This is a genomic window from Cupriavidus phytorum, from assembly GCF_003254285.1.
GTDB classification, from domain to species: Bacteria; Pseudomonadota; Gammaproteobacteria; order Burkholderiales; family Burkholderiaceae; genus Cupriavidus; species Cupriavidus phytorum.
Genome location: NZ_QKZN01000003.1, coordinates 534,769 through 550,168, shown reverse-complemented (window position 1 = coordinate 550,168; position 15,400 = coordinate 534,769). Strand labels below are relative to the sequence as shown.

Sequence of the window (15,400 nt, the reverse complement as noted above, 5' to 3'; positions counted from 1 at the left end):
CGCCGGAGCACCGTGCACCACGCTGGCGGGCCTCGCGCATCGGCGCCGGGCGCGTGGGCGTACCGAGCCTGCGCCAGCCGGCCGGCGCGCGGGAAAACCCCGAGGAGAGAAACGCAATTCGGCCTTGCCCGCCAGTTTCATGTAGCTTACGCTGAACGATCATGTAGTGCGCACTACATGAGTGCCAGCGGGCACGCAGCGGTGCCTCCCCGCACAAGGACGGCGCGCCGCAAGCGGCGGACAAGAATACAAAAACATAAAACCGGCCCGATACATCACCGGACGCGCTGGCGCGGGGCTTGCATGGTTCCGCCAGACCACTGGCGCGCCGGGACACCGGGCGGGCCTGACCAAACCAAGGGTAGACAACCAGGAGTGACTATGTCGTATCAGACCCAGGAAGCTGTTGCAGGCGTGCTACCGGGCTAGTTCCAGCCTCGCCAGGTGGAAGCCATCGCCCCCGGCGCATTCCGCAGCAGCTGGCATCACGTGCCAACCTGCTTCGCCCCGCGCGCGCTTCCGAGTTCCAGAACCAGCCTATAACGAGACAGGTAGACAAACATGTCGTCATCCATTTCATCCATGGCCACCACGACCATCCCGGACGCCACGCTAGGCTCGGCCCCGCAGCCCAGTGCGCGCGCAGCGTCGTCGCAACCCATCACGATCGAGCAAGGCATCCGCGCCGCCGGTGTTGGCCGCTTCCAGTACCGGCTGTTCGTCATCTTCGGCCTGGTGTGGCTTGCCGACGCGATGCAGGTGCTGTCGATCGGCTTCACCGCGCCGTCGATCGCGGCGACCTTCGGCATCCCGGTGCCGACCGCGCTGCAGACCGGCACCATGTTCTTCGTCGGCATGCTGATCGGCGCGTTCGTGTTCGGCCGGCTGGCCGACCGCATCGGCCGCCGCCCGGTGCTGATGATGGCGGTGGTCATCGATGCGATCTGCGGCGTCGCCTCGGCCTTCGCGCCGGACTTCCAGTGGCTGCTGCTGCTGCGCTTCCTGACCGGCATCGGCGTCGGCGGCACCCTGCCGGTCGACTACACCATGATGGCCGAGTTCCTGCCGTCGGACCGGCGCGGCCGCTGGCTGGTGCTGCTGGAGTCGTTCTGGGCGGTCGGCACCATCCTGCTGGCGATCCTGGCGCTGATCGCGGTGTCGCGCGGCAATGATGCGTGGCGGCTGATCTTCCTGGTCACCGGTATCCCGGCGCTGGTCGGCGTGGTGTTCCGCTTCTTCGTGCCCGAGTCGCCGCTCTACCTGAACAAATCGGGACGCTCGGACGAAGCCCGCGCGGTGCTGCAGCGGGTGGCGGCGGCCAATCGCGTGCCGGTGGAGATCGGCGCGCTGCAGCCGCAGAAGATGGAGCGCAAATCGGTGTTCGCGCTGTTCGCGGCCGGGTGCCGGCGCCGCACCATCTGCCTGCTGGCGGCGTGGATGCTGATCTCGATCGCCTATTACGGGGTCTTCGTCTACCTGCCGGTCAAGCTGGCGGGCCAGGGCTTCGGCTTCATGCGCGGCCAGGTGTTCCTGATCGTGCTGGCGCTGGTGCAGCTGCCGGGCTTCGCGCTGGCCGCGCACGGCGTCGAGCGCTGGGGCCGCAAGCCGACCCTGATCGGCTTCCTGCTGCTGAGCGCCGCGGGCTGCATGCTGTACAGCCTGGGCCAGTCCGCGGCGCTGGTGATCGGCTCGACCCTGCTGATGAGCTTCTCGCTGCTCGGCACCTGGGGCGCGCTGTACGCCTTCACGCCCGAGGTGTACCCGACCGACCTGCGCGCCAGCGGCATGGGCACCGCAGGCGCGATGGCGCGCTTCGGCGGCCTGTTCGCACCGTCGATCGTCGCGCCGATCATGACCAGCCAGTTCACGCTGGCGCTGGCGCTGCTGTCCTCGTTCCTGGCCGTGGCGGCGCTGGCCATCTTCCTGGTCGATATCGAGTCGAAGGACCGCGCGCTCGACTAGCCGAAGGCGCTACGCGGCAACAGCGGGACCGCTGCCGGGCCGGGCGGCCCGCTTCCATTACAATCCGGCTGCAACGGCGCGGCGCGCGAGCCCCAACCGGCCTCGCGCGCCCGCTTCACTCGCCATCCCGCCGAGCCCTCGCCGCCAGCCATGAAACAAGACCCGCGCTTTCCCAACCTCTTCATCCTCGACCACCCGCTGATCCAGCACAAGCTCTCGCACATGCGCGACAAGGAAACGTCGACGCGCACGTTCCGCGAGCTACTGCGCGAGATCACGCTGCTGATGGGCTACGAGATCACCCGCAACCTGCCGCTGACCACGCGCCGCATCGAGACCCCGCTGGTCGAGCTGGACGCGCCGGTGATCGCCGGCAAGAAGCTGACCATCGTGCCGGTGCTGCGCGCGGGCGTGGGCATGAGCGATGGCCTGGTCGAGCTGATCCCGTCGGCGCGCATCGGCCATATCGGCGTCTACCGCGACGAGCAGCATCGCCCGGTGGAATACCTGGTGCGCCTGCCGGCGCTGGAAGACCGCAGCTTCATCCTGTGCGATCCGATGGTCGCCACCGGCTATTCGGCCGCGCACGCGGTGGAAGTGCTCAAGCGCCGCGGCGTCAAGGACGAGGCCATCACCTTCGTCGCGCTGGTGGCCGCCCCCGAGGGCGTGGAAGTGTTCCAGAAGGCGCACCCGGGGGTGAAGCTGTTCGTCGCCTCGCTCGACAGCCACCTGGATGCCGATGCCTATATCGTCCCCGGGCTGGGCGATGCGGGCGACCGGCTGTTCGGCACCAAGAACTGACGGCACGGACGCGGGCTGGCCGGCGCTTGACCGGCCTCAATAGCCCGCCTGGAGCGGCTCCCTACACTGGCGGCAAGCGCCGGCGCAACCACGCCGCGCGCCACCATCCACACCAAGGGAGCCACGCATGGAAGCCTTCAAGATCCTGTTCAGTACCAGCACCGGGCTGATGAGCCTGGGCGTGATCGTCTTCATCATCGGCATGGGCTGGTTCTTCGCCCGCATGTTCGCGCGCAAGATGCGCGAGGACGCTGAAGCGGCGAAAGCCAGAGACGCGGCGCAGCGGCGTTGACGGCCAAATGACCGGCGCCCTTGCCCTCTCTCCCGCTTGCGGGAGAGAGGAGCAAACCGCGGGCAAGCTTGAACTGCCTTTACTTCTTCTTCCCCAGCAAACTCCCCAGCACCCCCCGGATCAGCTCGCGCCCGACCTGCGAGCCCACCGTGCGCGCCGCCGACTTGGCCATCGATTCCAGGATCGAATCGCCGCGACCGCTCTTGCCGGTGCCCTTGGTCAGCGTGCCGAAGATTTCGCCGGCGGTGCCGAGCCAGCCGCTGTCTTGTTCGCCCGCGGGCTGCCCGCCCGGCGCGCCGCCCTTGCCGCCATTCGCCACCGTCGGCACGCTGCCGCGCAGCTTTTCATAGGCGGATTCGCGGTCGACGGTCTTCTCATAGGTGCCCGCCACCAGCGAGTTGGCGATCAGCTGCTTGCGCTCCTCCTCCGTCGCCGGGCCGATGCGGCTGCCAGGCGCCAGCACCCAGGCGCGCTCGGTCACGCACGGCGTGCCCTTGTCGTCGAGGAAGGACACCAGCGCCTCGCCCACGCCCAGCTCGCCGATCGCGGTTTCCAGGTCCAGCTTCGGGTTGGCGCGCATGGTGGTGGCCGCCACCTTGACCGCCTTCTGGTCGCGCGGCGTGAAGGCGCGCAGCGCGTGCTGCACGCGGTTGCCCAGCTGCCCCAGCACCGTATCCGGGATATCGACCGGGTTCTGCGTGACGAAGTACACGCCCACGCCCTTGGAGCGCACCAGGCGCACCACCTGCTCGATCTTGTCGAGCAGCGCCTTGGGCGCGTCGTTGAACAGCAGGTGGGCCTCGTCGAAGAAGAACACCAGCTTGGGCTTGTCCAGGTCGCCGGCCTCGGGCAGCTTCTCGAACAGTTCGGACAGCATCCACAGCAGGAAGGTCGCGTACAGCCGCGGCGAGTTCATCAGCTTGTCGGCGGCCAGGATATTGACCACGCCCTGGCCCTTGTCGGTCTGGATGAAGTCTTCCAGGTTCAGCATGGGCTCGCCGAAGAAGACGTCGCCGCCCTGCGACTCCAGCGCGATCAGCCCGCGCTGGATCGCGCCGACCGAGGCGGCCGAGATATTGCCGTATTCGGTGGTGAACTGGCTGGCGTTGTCGCCGACGTACTGCAGCATCGCGCGCAGGTCCTTGGCGTCGAGCAGCAGCAGGCCGTTGGCGTCGGCAATGCGGAACACCAGGTTCAGCACACCCTGCTGCGTATCGTTCAGCTCCAGCATGCGCGACAGCAGCAGCGGCCCCATGTGCGAGACCGTGGCGCGCACCGGGTGGCCCTTCTCGCCGAACACGTCCCACAGCGCGGTGGGGCAGCCGCCCCAGACCGGCTCGGGCAGGTTCAGGTCGGCAAGCCGCTGCTTGAGCTTGTCCGACGGCTGGCCGGGCTGCGAAATGCCGGTCAGGTCACCTTTGACATCGGCCATGAACACCGGCACCCCCAGGCGCGAGAACCCCTGCGCCAGCGTCTGCAGCGTGACGGTCTTGCCGGTGCCGGTGGCGCCGGTGATCAGCCCGTGCCGGTTGCCCATCTGCGGCAGCAGCACCAGTTCATGTTCGGCATTCTTGGCGATGAGGATGGGGTCAGCCATGATGTTCCTGGGTTCCGTGAGGGTCGATTGGGACTCGAGTGCGTCCGGGCGGCGCGGGCAGGTCCGCGTGATAAAATCCTGGGCTGATTATAGCCAGCCGCCAGGCATATCCGTCACCTGGCGCGCGCCGCCCGCCCGCCTTGCCGATGCAGCCGCGGCGCGCCTGGCGACCCCGCACAACATCACCGCAGATCACCGCATTCCGCTTCGGAGAGAATCATGGCCGGTCACTCGAAATGGGCCAATATCAAACACAAGAAAGCCGCCGCCGACGCCAAGCGCGGCAAGATCTGGACCCGCCTGATCAAGGAAATCACCGTGGCCGCCAAGCTCGGCGGCGGTGATCCCGACTCCAACCCGCGCCTGCGCCTGTCGATGGACAAGGCGATGGACGCCAACATGCCCAAGGACAACATCCAGCGCGCGATCCAGCGCGGCGTGGGTGGCCTGGAAGGCGTGAACTACGAGGAAATCCGCTACGAAGGCTATGGCCTGAGCGGCGCCGCGATCATCGTCGACTGCCTCACCGACAACCGCACCCGCACCGTGGCCGAAGTGCGCCATGCGTTCTCCAAGCACGGCGGCAACATGGGCACCGAGGGTTCGGTGGCGTTCATGTTCACCCATTGCGGCCAGTTCCTGTTCGCCCCCGGCACGCCGGAAGACAAGCTGATGGAAGCCGCGCTGGAAGCCGGCGCCGACGATATCGTCACCAACGACGACGGCTCGATCGAAGTCACCTGCCCGCCCAACGATTTTTCGGCGGTCAAGGCCGCGCTGGAAGCCGCCGGCTTCAAGGCCGAAGTTGCCGACGTGGTGATGAAGCCGCAGAACGAAGTCAGCTTCAGCGGCGACGACGCGGCCAGGATGCAGAAACTGCTCGACGCCCTGGAAAACCTGGACGACGTGCAGGAAGTCTTCACCAACGCGGTGATCGAAGACTAAAACGGTAACAAGCTCCCCAACGGCGGCAGCCCGGCTTTCAGGACCCAGCTGCCGCCTTTTTGCATGCGTTTCTTTTCTGGCAGTGGATCATGAAAGTATTGGTTGTCGGCTCGGGTGGACGTGAACACGCGCTGGCCTGGAAATTGGCCCAGTCGCCCAAGGTGCAGGTGGTGTACGTCGCGCCGGGCAACGGCGGAACCGCGCTCGACAAGCGCCTGCAGAATGTTCCGCTGACCGATCCCGAGGTCATCGCGGCGTTTGCCGAGCGCGAGGGCGTGGCCTTCACCGTGGTCGGCCCCGAGGCCCCGCTGGCCGCCGGCATCGTCGACATCTTCCGCGCCAAGGGGCTGCGCATCTTCGGCCCGACCCAGGCCGCCGCGCAGCTGGAATCGTCCAAGGATTTCGCCAAGGCCTTCATGCAGCGCCACGGCATCCCCACCGCCGCCTACCAGACCTTCGCCGACGCCGCCCAGGCGCATGCCTACATCGACGCGCAGGGCGCGCCGATCGTGATCAAGGCCGACGGCCTGGCCGCGGGCAAGGGCGTGGTGGTGGCGATGACGCTGGAGGAAGCGCACCAGGCGGTCGACATGATGCTCGACGGCAACAAGCTGGGCGACGCCGGCGCGCGCGTGGTGATCGAAGAGTTCCTCGAGGGCGAGGAAGCCAGCTTCATCGTGCTGGTCGACGGCAAGAACGTGCTGGCGCTGGCCACCAGCCAGGACCACAAGCGCCTGCTCGACGCCGACGCCGGTCCCAACACCGGCGGCATGGGCGCGTACTCGCCGGCGCCGGTGGTCACGCCGGCGCTGCATGCGCGCGCGCTGCGCGAGATCATCCTGCCGACGGTGCGCGGCATGGAAAAGGACGGCATCCCGTACACCGGCTTCCTCTACGCCGGCCTGATGATCGACCAGGACGGCAACCCCAAGACGCTGGAATTCAACTGCCGCATGGGCGATCCGGAAACCCAGCCGATCCTGGCGCGCCTGAAGACCGACCTGGTCGACGTGATGGAAGCCGCCGTCTCGGGCAAGCTCGACAGCATCGAGCTGGACTGGGACCGGCGCACCGCGCTGGGCGTGGTGATGGCCGCCCACGGCTATCCGGACGACCCGCGCAAGGGCGATGCCATCACCGGCATCCCCGCCGAAACCGACGACAGCGTGACCTTCCACGCCGGCACCACGCTCAAGGACGGCACCCTGCTGACCTCGGGCGGGCGCGTGCTGTGCGTGGTCGGCCTGGCCGACACCGTCAAGGCCGCGCAGCGCGCCGCCTATGCCGCGGTCGAGCAGATCCGCTTCGACGGCATGCAGTACCGCACCGACATCGGCTACCGCGCCATCAAGCGCTGACGCGCCGCCCGCGGCGGCCGTGGCGACCAGAAGGCCGCCCAGCCGGTACAATCGTGACAATGCTGTGACGCAACCGGCAGCCGACTGGCTGCCGGCGTGCCATCCGGCCGGTCCATTCGTCGGTTTATCCGATTCAGCCCACCATGATCGATTCCCAGGCAGTCCGTGCCTATCTGCTCGGTCTGCAAGACCGCATCACCGATGCCATCGGTGCCATCGACGGCCAGCCGTTCCTGACCGACGCCTGGGAGAAACCGCCCACCGAACGCCTGCGCGGCAGCGGCCGCACCCGCATCCTCGAAGGCGGCGCAGTGATGGAGCGCGCGGGCGTGGGCTTCTCGCATGTCAGCGGCGACACCCTGCCGCCGTCGGCCACGGCCAACCGGCCGGAACTGGCGGGGCGCAGCTTCGAAGCCATGGGCGTGTCGCTGGTGTTCCATCCGCGCAATCCCCATGTGCCGACGGTGCATATGAACGTGCGCTGCTTCCTGGCGCTCAAGCCGGGGGCGGAACCGGTCTGGTGGTTCGGCGGCGGCATGGACCTGACGCCGTACTACGGCAACGCCGGCGACTGCTCCCACTTCCACCGCACCTGCCAGCAGGCGCTGGCGCCGTTCGGCGACGAACTGTATCCGCGCTTCAAGCAGTGGTGCGACGAATATTTCTTCCTGAAGCACCGCAACGAGGCGCGCGGCATCGGCGGCATCTTCTTCGACGACTTCTCGGCGCTCGGCTTCGAGCGCAGCTTCGCCATGATGCAGGCGGTCGGCGACGCCTTCCTGGAGGCCTACCTGCCGATCCTGCAGTCGCGCAAGGACACGCCCTACGGCGAGCGCGAGCGCGCCTTCCAGGCCTACCGGCGCGGGCGCTACGTCGAGTTCAACCTGGTGTTCGACCGCGGCACGCTGTTCGGCCTGCAATCGGGCGGCCGCGCCGAATCCATCCTGATGTCGATGCCGCCGCTGGCGGCCTGGCGCTATGACTGGCAACCGGAGCCGGGCAGCCCCGAAGCGGCGCTGTATACCGATTTCCTGCCGGCGCGCGACTGGGCCTGACGGCTGAGCCATGGACCATCCCGCGCATCCCCGCAAGCCCGCCGCCGACGCGGGCGCCTCGCCACAGCCCGGCGCCGCCCGCCCCTACCGCCTCGGTATCCTGGGCGGCACCTTCGATCCGCCCCACGTCGGCCACCTGGCACTGGCGCGGCTGTGCATCGACCACCTCGGCCTGGACGAGCTGGTGTGGATTCCCACCGGCCAGTCCTGGCAGAAGGGCGCCGACGTGACCCCGGCCGCCGATCGCTTGGCGATGACCGAGCTGGCCGCGGCGGCGCTCGGCGACAGCGGCGCCAGGGTCCGCGTCAGCCGCATGGAAGTGGATCGCGCCGGCCCCAGCTACACCATCGACACGGTGCGCCAGCTGCGCGACGAATACGGTCCCGAGGCCTCGCTGTGCTGGCTGATGGGCGCCGACCAGCTGCTGCGCCTGCACACCTGGCATGGCTGGCAGGAACTGTTCGCGCACGTGCACTTGTGCACCGCGACACGGCCGCGCTTTGCACTGGAGGCGCTGGAGGGCCCGGTGCTGGCCGCGCTGGCCGAGCGCCAGGCCGACACGCACCTGATACAATGCACGCCCTCCGGCCGGATGTGGATCGACCAGACGCTCGCCGTCGACCTCTCTTCCACCCATCTGCGCCAGCGGCTGGCAGCCGGCGAGCCGGCAGATGACCAATTGCCGCCTGGCGTGGCACACTACATTGCCAGCCACGGGCTGTACCGCAACGCCCCGGCCCGGGCATGACCAGGGTTGCACCGACCCCGGCGCCCACCCCCAAACCGATCTCAGCTGAACAAGAAGACACCCATGGATATTCGTAAACTGCAACGCGCCATCGTCGACGGCCTCGAGGATGTCAAAGCGCAGGACATCAAGGTGTACGACACCAGCCACCTGACGGAACTGTTCGACCGGGTGGTGATTGCCAGCGGGACATCCAACCGGCAAACCAAGGCGCTGGCAGCGTCGGTGCGGGATACGGTGAAGGAAGCGGGCGGCCATATCGTTGCGGTCGAGGGCCTGGAAACCGGCGAATGGGTGCTGGTCGACTGCGGCGATGCCGTGGTCCACATCCTGCAGCCGCAACTGCGCCTGTACTACAACCTGGAAGAGATCTGGGGCGACAAGCCGGTGCGCATGAAGCTCGCCAGCGGCGCCCGCGGCCTGGCCAAGGCCAGCGAGCCGATCGACGAGGACCAGGACGAGGACGAGGCCCCGGTGCGCACCGTGCGCCGCGCCAGCAACCTGCGCCCGGCACTGGCGCGCCTGCCCGAAGGCATGAAGGAGCCGTCGCCGCCGATGGGCCACGAGGACACCGACGCGGACGCCATCGCCACCATCCGCAAGCCGGCCCGCAAGACCGCCACCAAGACGACGGCGAGCAAGACCGCCGGCACCCGCGCCGCCGCGCCGCGCAAGACCGCCGCGGGCACCACCGCACGCAAGACCGCGACCAAGACGGCCACCAAGACCGCGGCCACCAAGACCGCGGCAACGAAGGCGCCCGCCAGGAAGGCACCCGCCAAGACCGCCGCGGCCAAGCCGGCCGCGCGCAAGCGCGCCACCCGCTCGGCCTGAGCCCGGTGCGCGGCCGTCGGGCACCCGTCCCGCGGCCGTGCCGCCCCACCCCATCGCCTGACCCATGCAACTGGTGATCGTGGCCGTCGGCCACAAGATGCCCGGCTGGATCGAAACCGGCTTCAGCGAATACGCCAAGCGCATGCCGCCCGAGCTGCGCATCGAGCTGCGCGAGGTCAAGCCCGAGACCCGCTCGTCCAGCAACAACGCCGCCACCGTGATGCAGCGCGAAGCCGCGCGCATCGAGTCGGTGCTGGGCAGCCTGTCGAAGCAGTGCCGCATCGTCGCGCTGGACGAGCGCGGGCGCGACTTCACCACGGTGCAACTGGCCGCGCAGCTGACCGACTGGCAGCGCGAGGGCGGCGACGTGGCTTTCCTGATCGGCGGCGCCGACGGGCTCGATCCCGCGCTCAAGGCCCGCGCCAGCACGCTGATCCGGCTCTCCAGCCTGACCCTGCCGCACGGCATGGTGCGCGTGCTGCTGGCCGAGCAGCTGTACCGCGCGTGGTCCGTCACGCAGAACCACCCCTACCATCGGGCCTGATTCGACGACTGATCTCCGGCCGTCGCCGGAAGGCCCCCGCCGCGATGCCCGACACCCTGCACGACTACCTCTACCTCGCCTCGCAAAGCCCGCGCCGGCGCGAGCTGCTGACCCAGCTCGGCGTGCGCTACGAACTGCTGCTGGCCGACGACGACGAAGACGCCGAAGCGCTCGAAGCGGTGCTGCCCGCCGAGACTCCCGACGACTATGTCCAGCGCGTGTGCGCGCTCAAGGCAGAAGCCGCGCTGCGCCGGCGCGAGCGCCGCGCGCTGCCCGATGCGCCGGTGCTGACCTCGGACACCACGGTCTGCCTCGGCGGCCGCATCCTCGGCAAGCCCGCCGACGGCGCCGACGCCGCCGCCATGCTGGGCGCGCTGGCGGGCACCACCCACCGCGTGCTGACCGCGGTGACGGTGGTGTCGACCACCGGCATGCGCCATGCGCTGTCGGTTTCCGAAGTCACCTTCCGCCCGCTGCTGCCGGCCGAGATCGAGCGCTACGTCGCCAGCGGCGAGCCGCTCGGCAAGGCCGGCGCCTACGGCATCCAGGGCCGCGCGGCCGAGTTCGTGGCGCGGATTGCAGGCAGCTATTCAGGTATCATGGGCTTGCCCTTGTTTGAGACGGCCGCGTTACTTCGCGAGGCCCGCCTGCGCTTCTGAGCGGCGGCTTTCGTGCTCAGACAAGACCCGGCCCCATCGCCGGGCCACCCTCTACCGCCGGGCCAGCCGGCGACGCGTTTCACCCGCTATGACTGAAGACATACTCGTCAACATCACGCCCCAAGAGACCCGCGTCGCCATCGTGCAGCAGGCCGCGGTCCAGGAACTGCATGTCGAGCGCACGCTCACCCGCGGGCTGGTCGGCAACATCTACCTGGGCAAGGTGGTGCGCGTGCTGCCCGGCATGCAGTCGGCCTTTATCGACATCGGCCTGGAGCGCGCCGCCTTCCTGCACGTCGCCGATATCTGGCACCCGCGCGACCCGGACCGCAACAACACCACCCCACAGCTCGCCATCGAGAAGACCCTGTTCGAGGGCCAGGCGCTGATGGTGCAGGTGATCAAGGACCCGATCGGCACCAAGGGGGCGCGGCTGTCGACCCAGGTCAGCATCGCCGGGCGCACGCTGGTGTACCTGCCGCAGGACCCGCATATCGGCATCTCACAGCGCATCGAAGGCGAGGTCGACCGCGAGGCGCTGCGCAGCCGCGTGCAGGGGCTGGTGCCCGCCGACGAGCGCGGCGGCTTTATCGTGCGCACCATCGCCGAGGAAGCGACCGACGAGGAACTCGGCAACGATATCGCCTACCTGCGCAAGATCTGGGGCGCGATCCGCCAGAACGCCACTACCCTGCCCGCGCCCAGCCTGCTCTACCAGGACCTGAACCTGGCCCAGCGCGTGCTGCGCGACTTCATCAACGACGCCACCGGCGTGATCCAGATCGACTCGCGCGAGAACTACCAGATGCTGCTGGAGTTCGCCAAGGAATACACGCCGGCGGTGCTGCCGCGGCTGTCGCACTACACCGGCGAGCGGCCGATCTTCGACCTGTTCAATATCGACGCCGAGATCGAGAAGGCGCTGTCGCGGCGGGTCGACCTGAAGTCGGGCGGTTACCTGATGATCGACCAGACCGAGGCGATGACGACCATCGACGTCAACACCGGCGGCTACGTGGGCGCGCGCAACTTCGACGACACCATCTTCAAGACCAACCTGGAGGCGGCCCACACCATCGCGCGCCAGCTGCGGCTGCGCAACCTCGGCGGCATCATCATCATCGACTTCATCGACATGGAGAACGCCGAGCACCGCGACGCGGTGCTATCCGAGCTCAAGCGCGCACTGTCGCGCGACCGCACCCGCATCACCGTCAACAGCTTCTCGCAGCTGGGCCTGGTCGAGATGACGCGCAAGCGTACGCGCGAGTCGCTGGCGCATGTGCTGTGCGAACAATGCCCGGTGTGCCAGGGCAAGGGACAGGTCAAGACCCCGCGTACGGTCTGCTACGACATCCTGCGCGAGATCATGCGCGAATCGCGCCAGTTCAACCCGCGCGAGTTCCGCATCCTGGCCTCGCAGGAAGTGATCGACCTGTTCCTGGAAGAGGAAAGCCAGCACCTGGCGATGCTGGGCGACTTCATCGGCAAGCCGATTTCGCTGCAGGTGGAATCGACCTTCCATCAGGAGCAGTACGACATCATCCTGATGTGAAGCGTCCGGCGCGCTTTTTTTCGCCGCGTTTTCCGCCACCATAAGGCAAGACAGCCCGCCAACTGGCGGGCTGTCTTGCTTTACGGCCGGATCACCACGTGCGGGCTGATCACCAGCGCCGGTTCGGGCTGGTAATACACCGGCGGGGGCGGCGGCGCCTGGTACACGACCGGGCGGTCCTTGCACTTGCGCTCTTCCTTGTACTCGCCGTTGTCCTTCCACTTGCGCTTGATCTTGCAGTTGCCGACCCAGAATTCTTCCTTGTAGTCGTCGCCCTTGTAATAGCGGCCATGGTGCCGCCCATAGTAACGGTCATCGTCGTCCCAGTCGTCATCGGCATGGGCGGTGGCACAGAAGGTGCCGAGGAGCACGGGCAGGACCACGAGGGATACCAGGAGACGGGGCTTCATGTCGGAACGGGCAAGAACAGGTTGGGGCGAGGCTAGCACGCGCGCGCGCATTGCAGTGTTTCAAGCTGTTTAATTACGTAACCGCGAACGTAACTGCGAACCTAAGCGCGAACGTAAGCGCGACGCATCGACAACGCTTGTCCGCTGGCTGGCGCACGCAGGATTCCGGACTCGGTAATGGCCCTAGCCCATTTCCGTTTGCCATCCGCTATAACTAAACGAAGGTAGTCAGCGGCCTTCGCACGGAGGCCGCGCCCGGCTGTCCGCGCGAGCTGTTCCGGTGCGGCACGGCCGGTCGGCAAGCGAGGAGTCCGGCATGAACGCCACGAACCATGGGGCCTGTGTGCTGGCCCTCCTGTTGTCGGTCGCGTGCGCGCCATTGCCGATCGCCAGGCGCGCGCCGGCGCCGCCGCCCCAAGCCAGGGTCGAAGTCCCCGAGGCGCCCAAGGAGCGCGCCACGCCGATCGCGCCCAAGGTCATCAACCTGGCCGCGGCTTGCAAGCGCACCGAGGAAGACGGCTTTCGCGAAGACGCGTTGATGGACGTCCAGGCCAACGAGGTGCGCGCGCTGAAATGGAAGCTGTGGGTATCGCGGCGCGGCAGTTGCGAATTCAACCTGGTGCAGTTCCGCCAGGTCCGCGCGACCCCGCATATCGAGCTGCAGGCGATCGACGGCAGCCAGTGCAAGCTGCTGGTCTGGCAGGATCCTCGCCGCGTCACGCTGGCGCATAACCGCTGCGAAAAGTACTGCACGCCCGGCATCTACGAGCAGGCGTGGCCGGTGCTGTTCGATCCCAAGAGCGGTGCCTGCGCCGAAGTGCGCTGAGCCTTCCGGCGGCGCGGCGCCGGTCGGCGCCGCTACTTCTCCTTCGGCACCCGGCCCATCAGGTAGAACTCGTCGTTCGGACGCATGCCGATGGTATTGGCCATGCGGTTGGACAGGCCGAAGAACGCCGTGATCGCGGCAATATCCCAGGCATCCTCGTCGGAAAATCCATGTGCGCGCAGCGCGTCGAAATCGGCCTCGCCGACTTCATGCGAAGCGGTGCAGACCTTCATGGCGAAGTCCAGCATGGCGCGCTGGCGCGGCGGGATGTCGGCCTTCAGGTAGTTCACCGCGACCTGGTCCGCGACCAACGGCTTCTTCTCGTAGATGCGCAGGATCGCGCCATGCGCCACCACGCAGTACAGGCACTGGTTGGCGGCGGACGTGGCCACCACGATCATTTCGCGCTCGCCCTTGGTCAGGCCGCCGTCCTTGAGCATCAGTGCATCGTGATAGGCAAAGAAGGCGCGGAACTCGTCGGGACGGTGCGCCAACGCCAGGAACACGTTGGGAACGAAGCCGGCTTTTTCCTGGACTTCCAGGATGCGCGCGCGGATATCGTCGGGGAGCTCGGCCTGCGGCGGAATGGCGTAGCGGCTGATCGGGAATGCCGTGTCAGACATGGTGGTCTCCGGTTGGGATTGGCGTCATCGTCGTGAGGCTTCTGCTCCCAATACTACCGGATCGCGCGCAAGCCGGCGGACCGCATGTCGCCCATGCATCGCACGGACAGATGCCGGCCGGATCAGGCATACTACGCACCTTCCGAACCAGGCGGGCCCCTGACCGCGCTACTGTTCCCGATGAAACGTATTCTCATCGTCAAGCTGACCTCGCTCGGCGACATGGTGTTCACCCAGCCGCTGGTGGCTGACCTGCAGCGCGCCTTTCCCGGCGTCAAGATCGACTGGATCGCCGACTCCTACTGCGCCGATGTGCCGCGCTGGAACCCGAATATCGATCGCGTGATCGCCGCGCCGCTGCGCGGCTTCAAGAAGGCGCGCAGCTGGGCCGGCCTGCGCGAGATCTTCGCTGCCCTGCGCGCCTTGCGCCGCGAAAAATACGATGCAGTGCTGGACGTCCACGGCGTCTACAAGAGCGCCATCGTCACCTTCCTCGCCCGCACGCGCCATCGTTATGGCCTGCCGGCCCAGGAACTGGGCGAGAGCGGCGCGCGCTTCGCCTACAACCATGTGTTCCAGCCCTTCGTGGAAGAGGATTGCGCGCGCAACCGCATGCGCCGCGCCGTCAGCCGCGCACTCGGCTACGAACTGACCCGCGAGATGGAGTACGGCCTGAAAATGCCGGCCGACACGCCCGCTGCCGCCGCCAGGGGCCCGTACGCAATGCTGTTCCACGCCACTTCCAGCGAGGAAAAGAAGTGGCCGGTGGCCGACTGGATCAGCGTCGGCAGCGCCATCTCGGCGCGCGGCCTGCGCGTGCTGGTGCCGTGGGGCAATGACGCCGAGCGCCTGGAAGCCGAGACCATCGCCGCCAGCGTGCCCGGCGCCGAGGTGATGCCGCGCCTGAGCATCACCGGCGTGGCGCAGATGGTCGGCAAGGCGTCGCTGGTGGTCGGCATGGACACCGGCTTCGTGCATATTGCCGACGCGCTGCGCCGGCCCACGGTGATCCTGTTCACCACCACCTCGCGCCACCTGTACGGCGTCGACGCGCCGGGCCGCGCGGTGTCGCTGGGCGGCGGCGGCGTGGTGCCGCAACGCGCCGAGGTGCTGGCAGCCATCGACGAAGTGATGCCGCGGGTCGTTTCCACCAACTGATCACCCCGGCACGGAAACAAAAAAGGGCCGGCG

At 67.8% G+C, this 15,400-nt stretch carries 16 protein-coding genes; 13 read left to right on the top strand and 3 right to left on the bottom strand.

Going from position 1 to position 15,400, the window contains the following annotated elements:
* The first annotated feature begins 561 nt into the window (after positions 1 to 561).
* The 3 genes from C7416_RS10940 (at position 562) to C7416_RS10930 (ending at position 3,055) form a co-directional block, all read left to right on the top strand.
* Positions 562 to 1,962, top strand: a complete 1,401-nt coding sequence (locus tag C7416_RS10940; protein WP_240988148.1) for an MFS transporter — start codon at positions 562 to 564, stop codon at positions 1,960 to 1,962.
* 150 nt (positions 1,963 to 2,112) lie between these two features.
* A complete protein-coding gene (upp, locus tag C7416_RS10935; RefSeq protein WP_012352165.1) occupies positions 2,113 to 2,763 on the top strand; it encodes a uracil phosphoribosyltransferase in 651 nt (216 codons plus the stop codon).
* 127 nt (positions 2,764 to 2,890) lie between these two features.
* Positions 2,891 to 3,055 carry a DUF3149 domain-containing protein gene (locus C7416_RS10930; RefSeq protein WP_082818852.1) on the top strand — a complete coding sequence of 55 codons (165 nt, stop codon included), beginning with the start codon at positions 2,891 to 2,893 and terminating at the stop codon, positions 3,053 to 3,055.
* A gap of 79 nt (positions 3,056 to 3,134) precedes the next feature.
* Here the strand turns inward: C7416_RS10930 and C7416_RS10925 are convergent, their stop codons facing one another.
* Entirely contained in the window at positions 3,135 to 4,652 is a 1,518-nt protein-coding gene (locus C7416_RS10925) for a helicase HerA-like C-terminal domain-containing protein (protein ID WP_111518979.1), read from the bottom strand.
* Positions 4,653 to 4,871: 219 nt separating this feature from the next.
* Between C7416_RS10925 and C7416_RS10920 the strand changes: the two genes are divergently transcribed.
* From C7416_RS10920 to rng, 8 genes are all read left to right on the top strand, one after another.
* Complete coding sequence (locus tag C7416_RS10920) at positions 4,872 to 5,597, top strand: YebC/PmpR family DNA-binding transcriptional regulator (RefSeq protein WP_111518978.1); 726 nt, start codon at positions 4,872 to 4,874, stop codon at positions 5,595 to 5,597.
* 89 nt (positions 5,598 to 5,686) lie between these two features.
* Complete coding sequence (gene purD / locus C7416_RS10915) at positions 5,687 to 6,955, top strand: phosphoribosylamine--glycine ligase (RefSeq protein ID WP_092308252.1); 1,269 nt, start codon at positions 5,687 to 5,689, stop codon at positions 6,953 to 6,955.
* 143 nt (positions 6,956 to 7,098) lie between these two features.
* Positions 7,099 to 8,010, top strand: a complete 912-nt coding sequence (gene hemF, locus C7416_RS10910; RefSeq protein WP_111518977.1) for an oxygen-dependent coproporphyrinogen oxidase — start codon at positions 7,099 to 7,101, stop codon at positions 8,008 to 8,010.
* Positions 8,011 to 8,020: 10 nt separating this feature from the next.
* Complete coding sequence (locus C7416_RS10905) at positions 8,021 to 8,758, top strand: nicotinate-nucleotide adenylyltransferase (RefSeq protein ID WP_111518976.1); 738 nt, start codon at positions 8,021 to 8,023, stop codon at positions 8,756 to 8,758.
* 63 nt (positions 8,759 to 8,821) lie between these two features.
* On the top strand, positions 8,822 to 9,592 hold the full coding sequence (rsfS, locus tag C7416_RS10900; protein WP_111518975.1) for a ribosome silencing factor: 771 nt from the start codon (positions 8,822 to 8,824) through the stop codon (positions 9,590 to 9,592).
* A gap of 64 nt (positions 9,593 to 9,656) precedes the next feature.
* A complete protein-coding gene (gene rlmH, locus C7416_RS10895; RefSeq protein ID WP_092308244.1) occupies positions 9,657 to 10,136 on the top strand; it encodes a 23S rRNA (pseudouridine(1915)-N(3))-methyltransferase RlmH in 480 nt (159 codons plus the stop codon).
* Positions 10,137 to 10,180: 44 nt separating this feature from the next.
* Positions 10,181 to 10,795 (top strand): Maf family protein, encoded by a 615-nt coding sequence (locus C7416_RS10890; RefSeq protein WP_111518974.1) that lies wholly within the window; start codon positions 10,181 to 10,183, stop codon positions 10,793 to 10,795.
* Between the two features lie 88 nt (positions 10,796 to 10,883).
* On the top strand, positions 10,884 to 12,350 hold the full coding sequence (gene rng / locus C7416_RS10885) for a ribonuclease G (protein ID WP_111518973.1): 1,467 nt from the start codon (positions 10,884 to 10,886) through the stop codon (positions 12,348 to 12,350).
* A gap of 80 nt (positions 12,351 to 12,430) precedes the next feature.
* Here rng and C7416_RS10880 read toward each other — a convergent pair whose 3' ends face one another.
* Positions 12,431 to 12,760: a hypothetical protein gene (locus C7416_RS10880; protein ID WP_111518972.1), complete on the bottom strand. Its 330-nt coding sequence runs from the start codon at positions 12,758 to 12,760 to the stop codon at positions 12,431 to 12,433.
* Between the two features lie 316 nt (positions 12,761 to 13,076).
* On the opposite strand from C7416_RS10880, the gene C7416_RS10875 reads away from it, so the two are divergent.
* A complete protein-coding gene (locus C7416_RS10875) occupies positions 13,077 to 13,586 on the top strand; it encodes a hypothetical protein (RefSeq protein WP_111518971.1) in 510 nt (169 codons plus the stop codon).
* Between the two features lie 32 nt (positions 13,587 to 13,618).
* Here C7416_RS10875 and C7416_RS10870 read toward each other — a convergent pair whose 3' ends face one another.
* A complete protein-coding gene (locus C7416_RS10870) occupies positions 13,619 to 14,209 on the bottom strand; it encodes a peroxidase-related enzyme (protein WP_111518970.1) in 591 nt (196 codons plus the stop codon).
* Between the two features lie 180 nt (positions 14,210 to 14,389).
* Between C7416_RS10870 and waaC the strand changes: the two genes are divergently transcribed.
* Positions 14,390 to 15,367 carry a lipopolysaccharide heptosyltransferase I gene (waaC, locus tag C7416_RS10865; protein ID WP_111518969.1) on the top strand — a complete coding sequence of 326 codons (978 nt, stop codon included), beginning with the start codon at positions 14,390 to 14,392 and terminating at the stop codon, positions 15,365 to 15,367.
* The last annotated feature ends 33 nt before the right edge of the window (positions 15,368 to 15,400 follow it).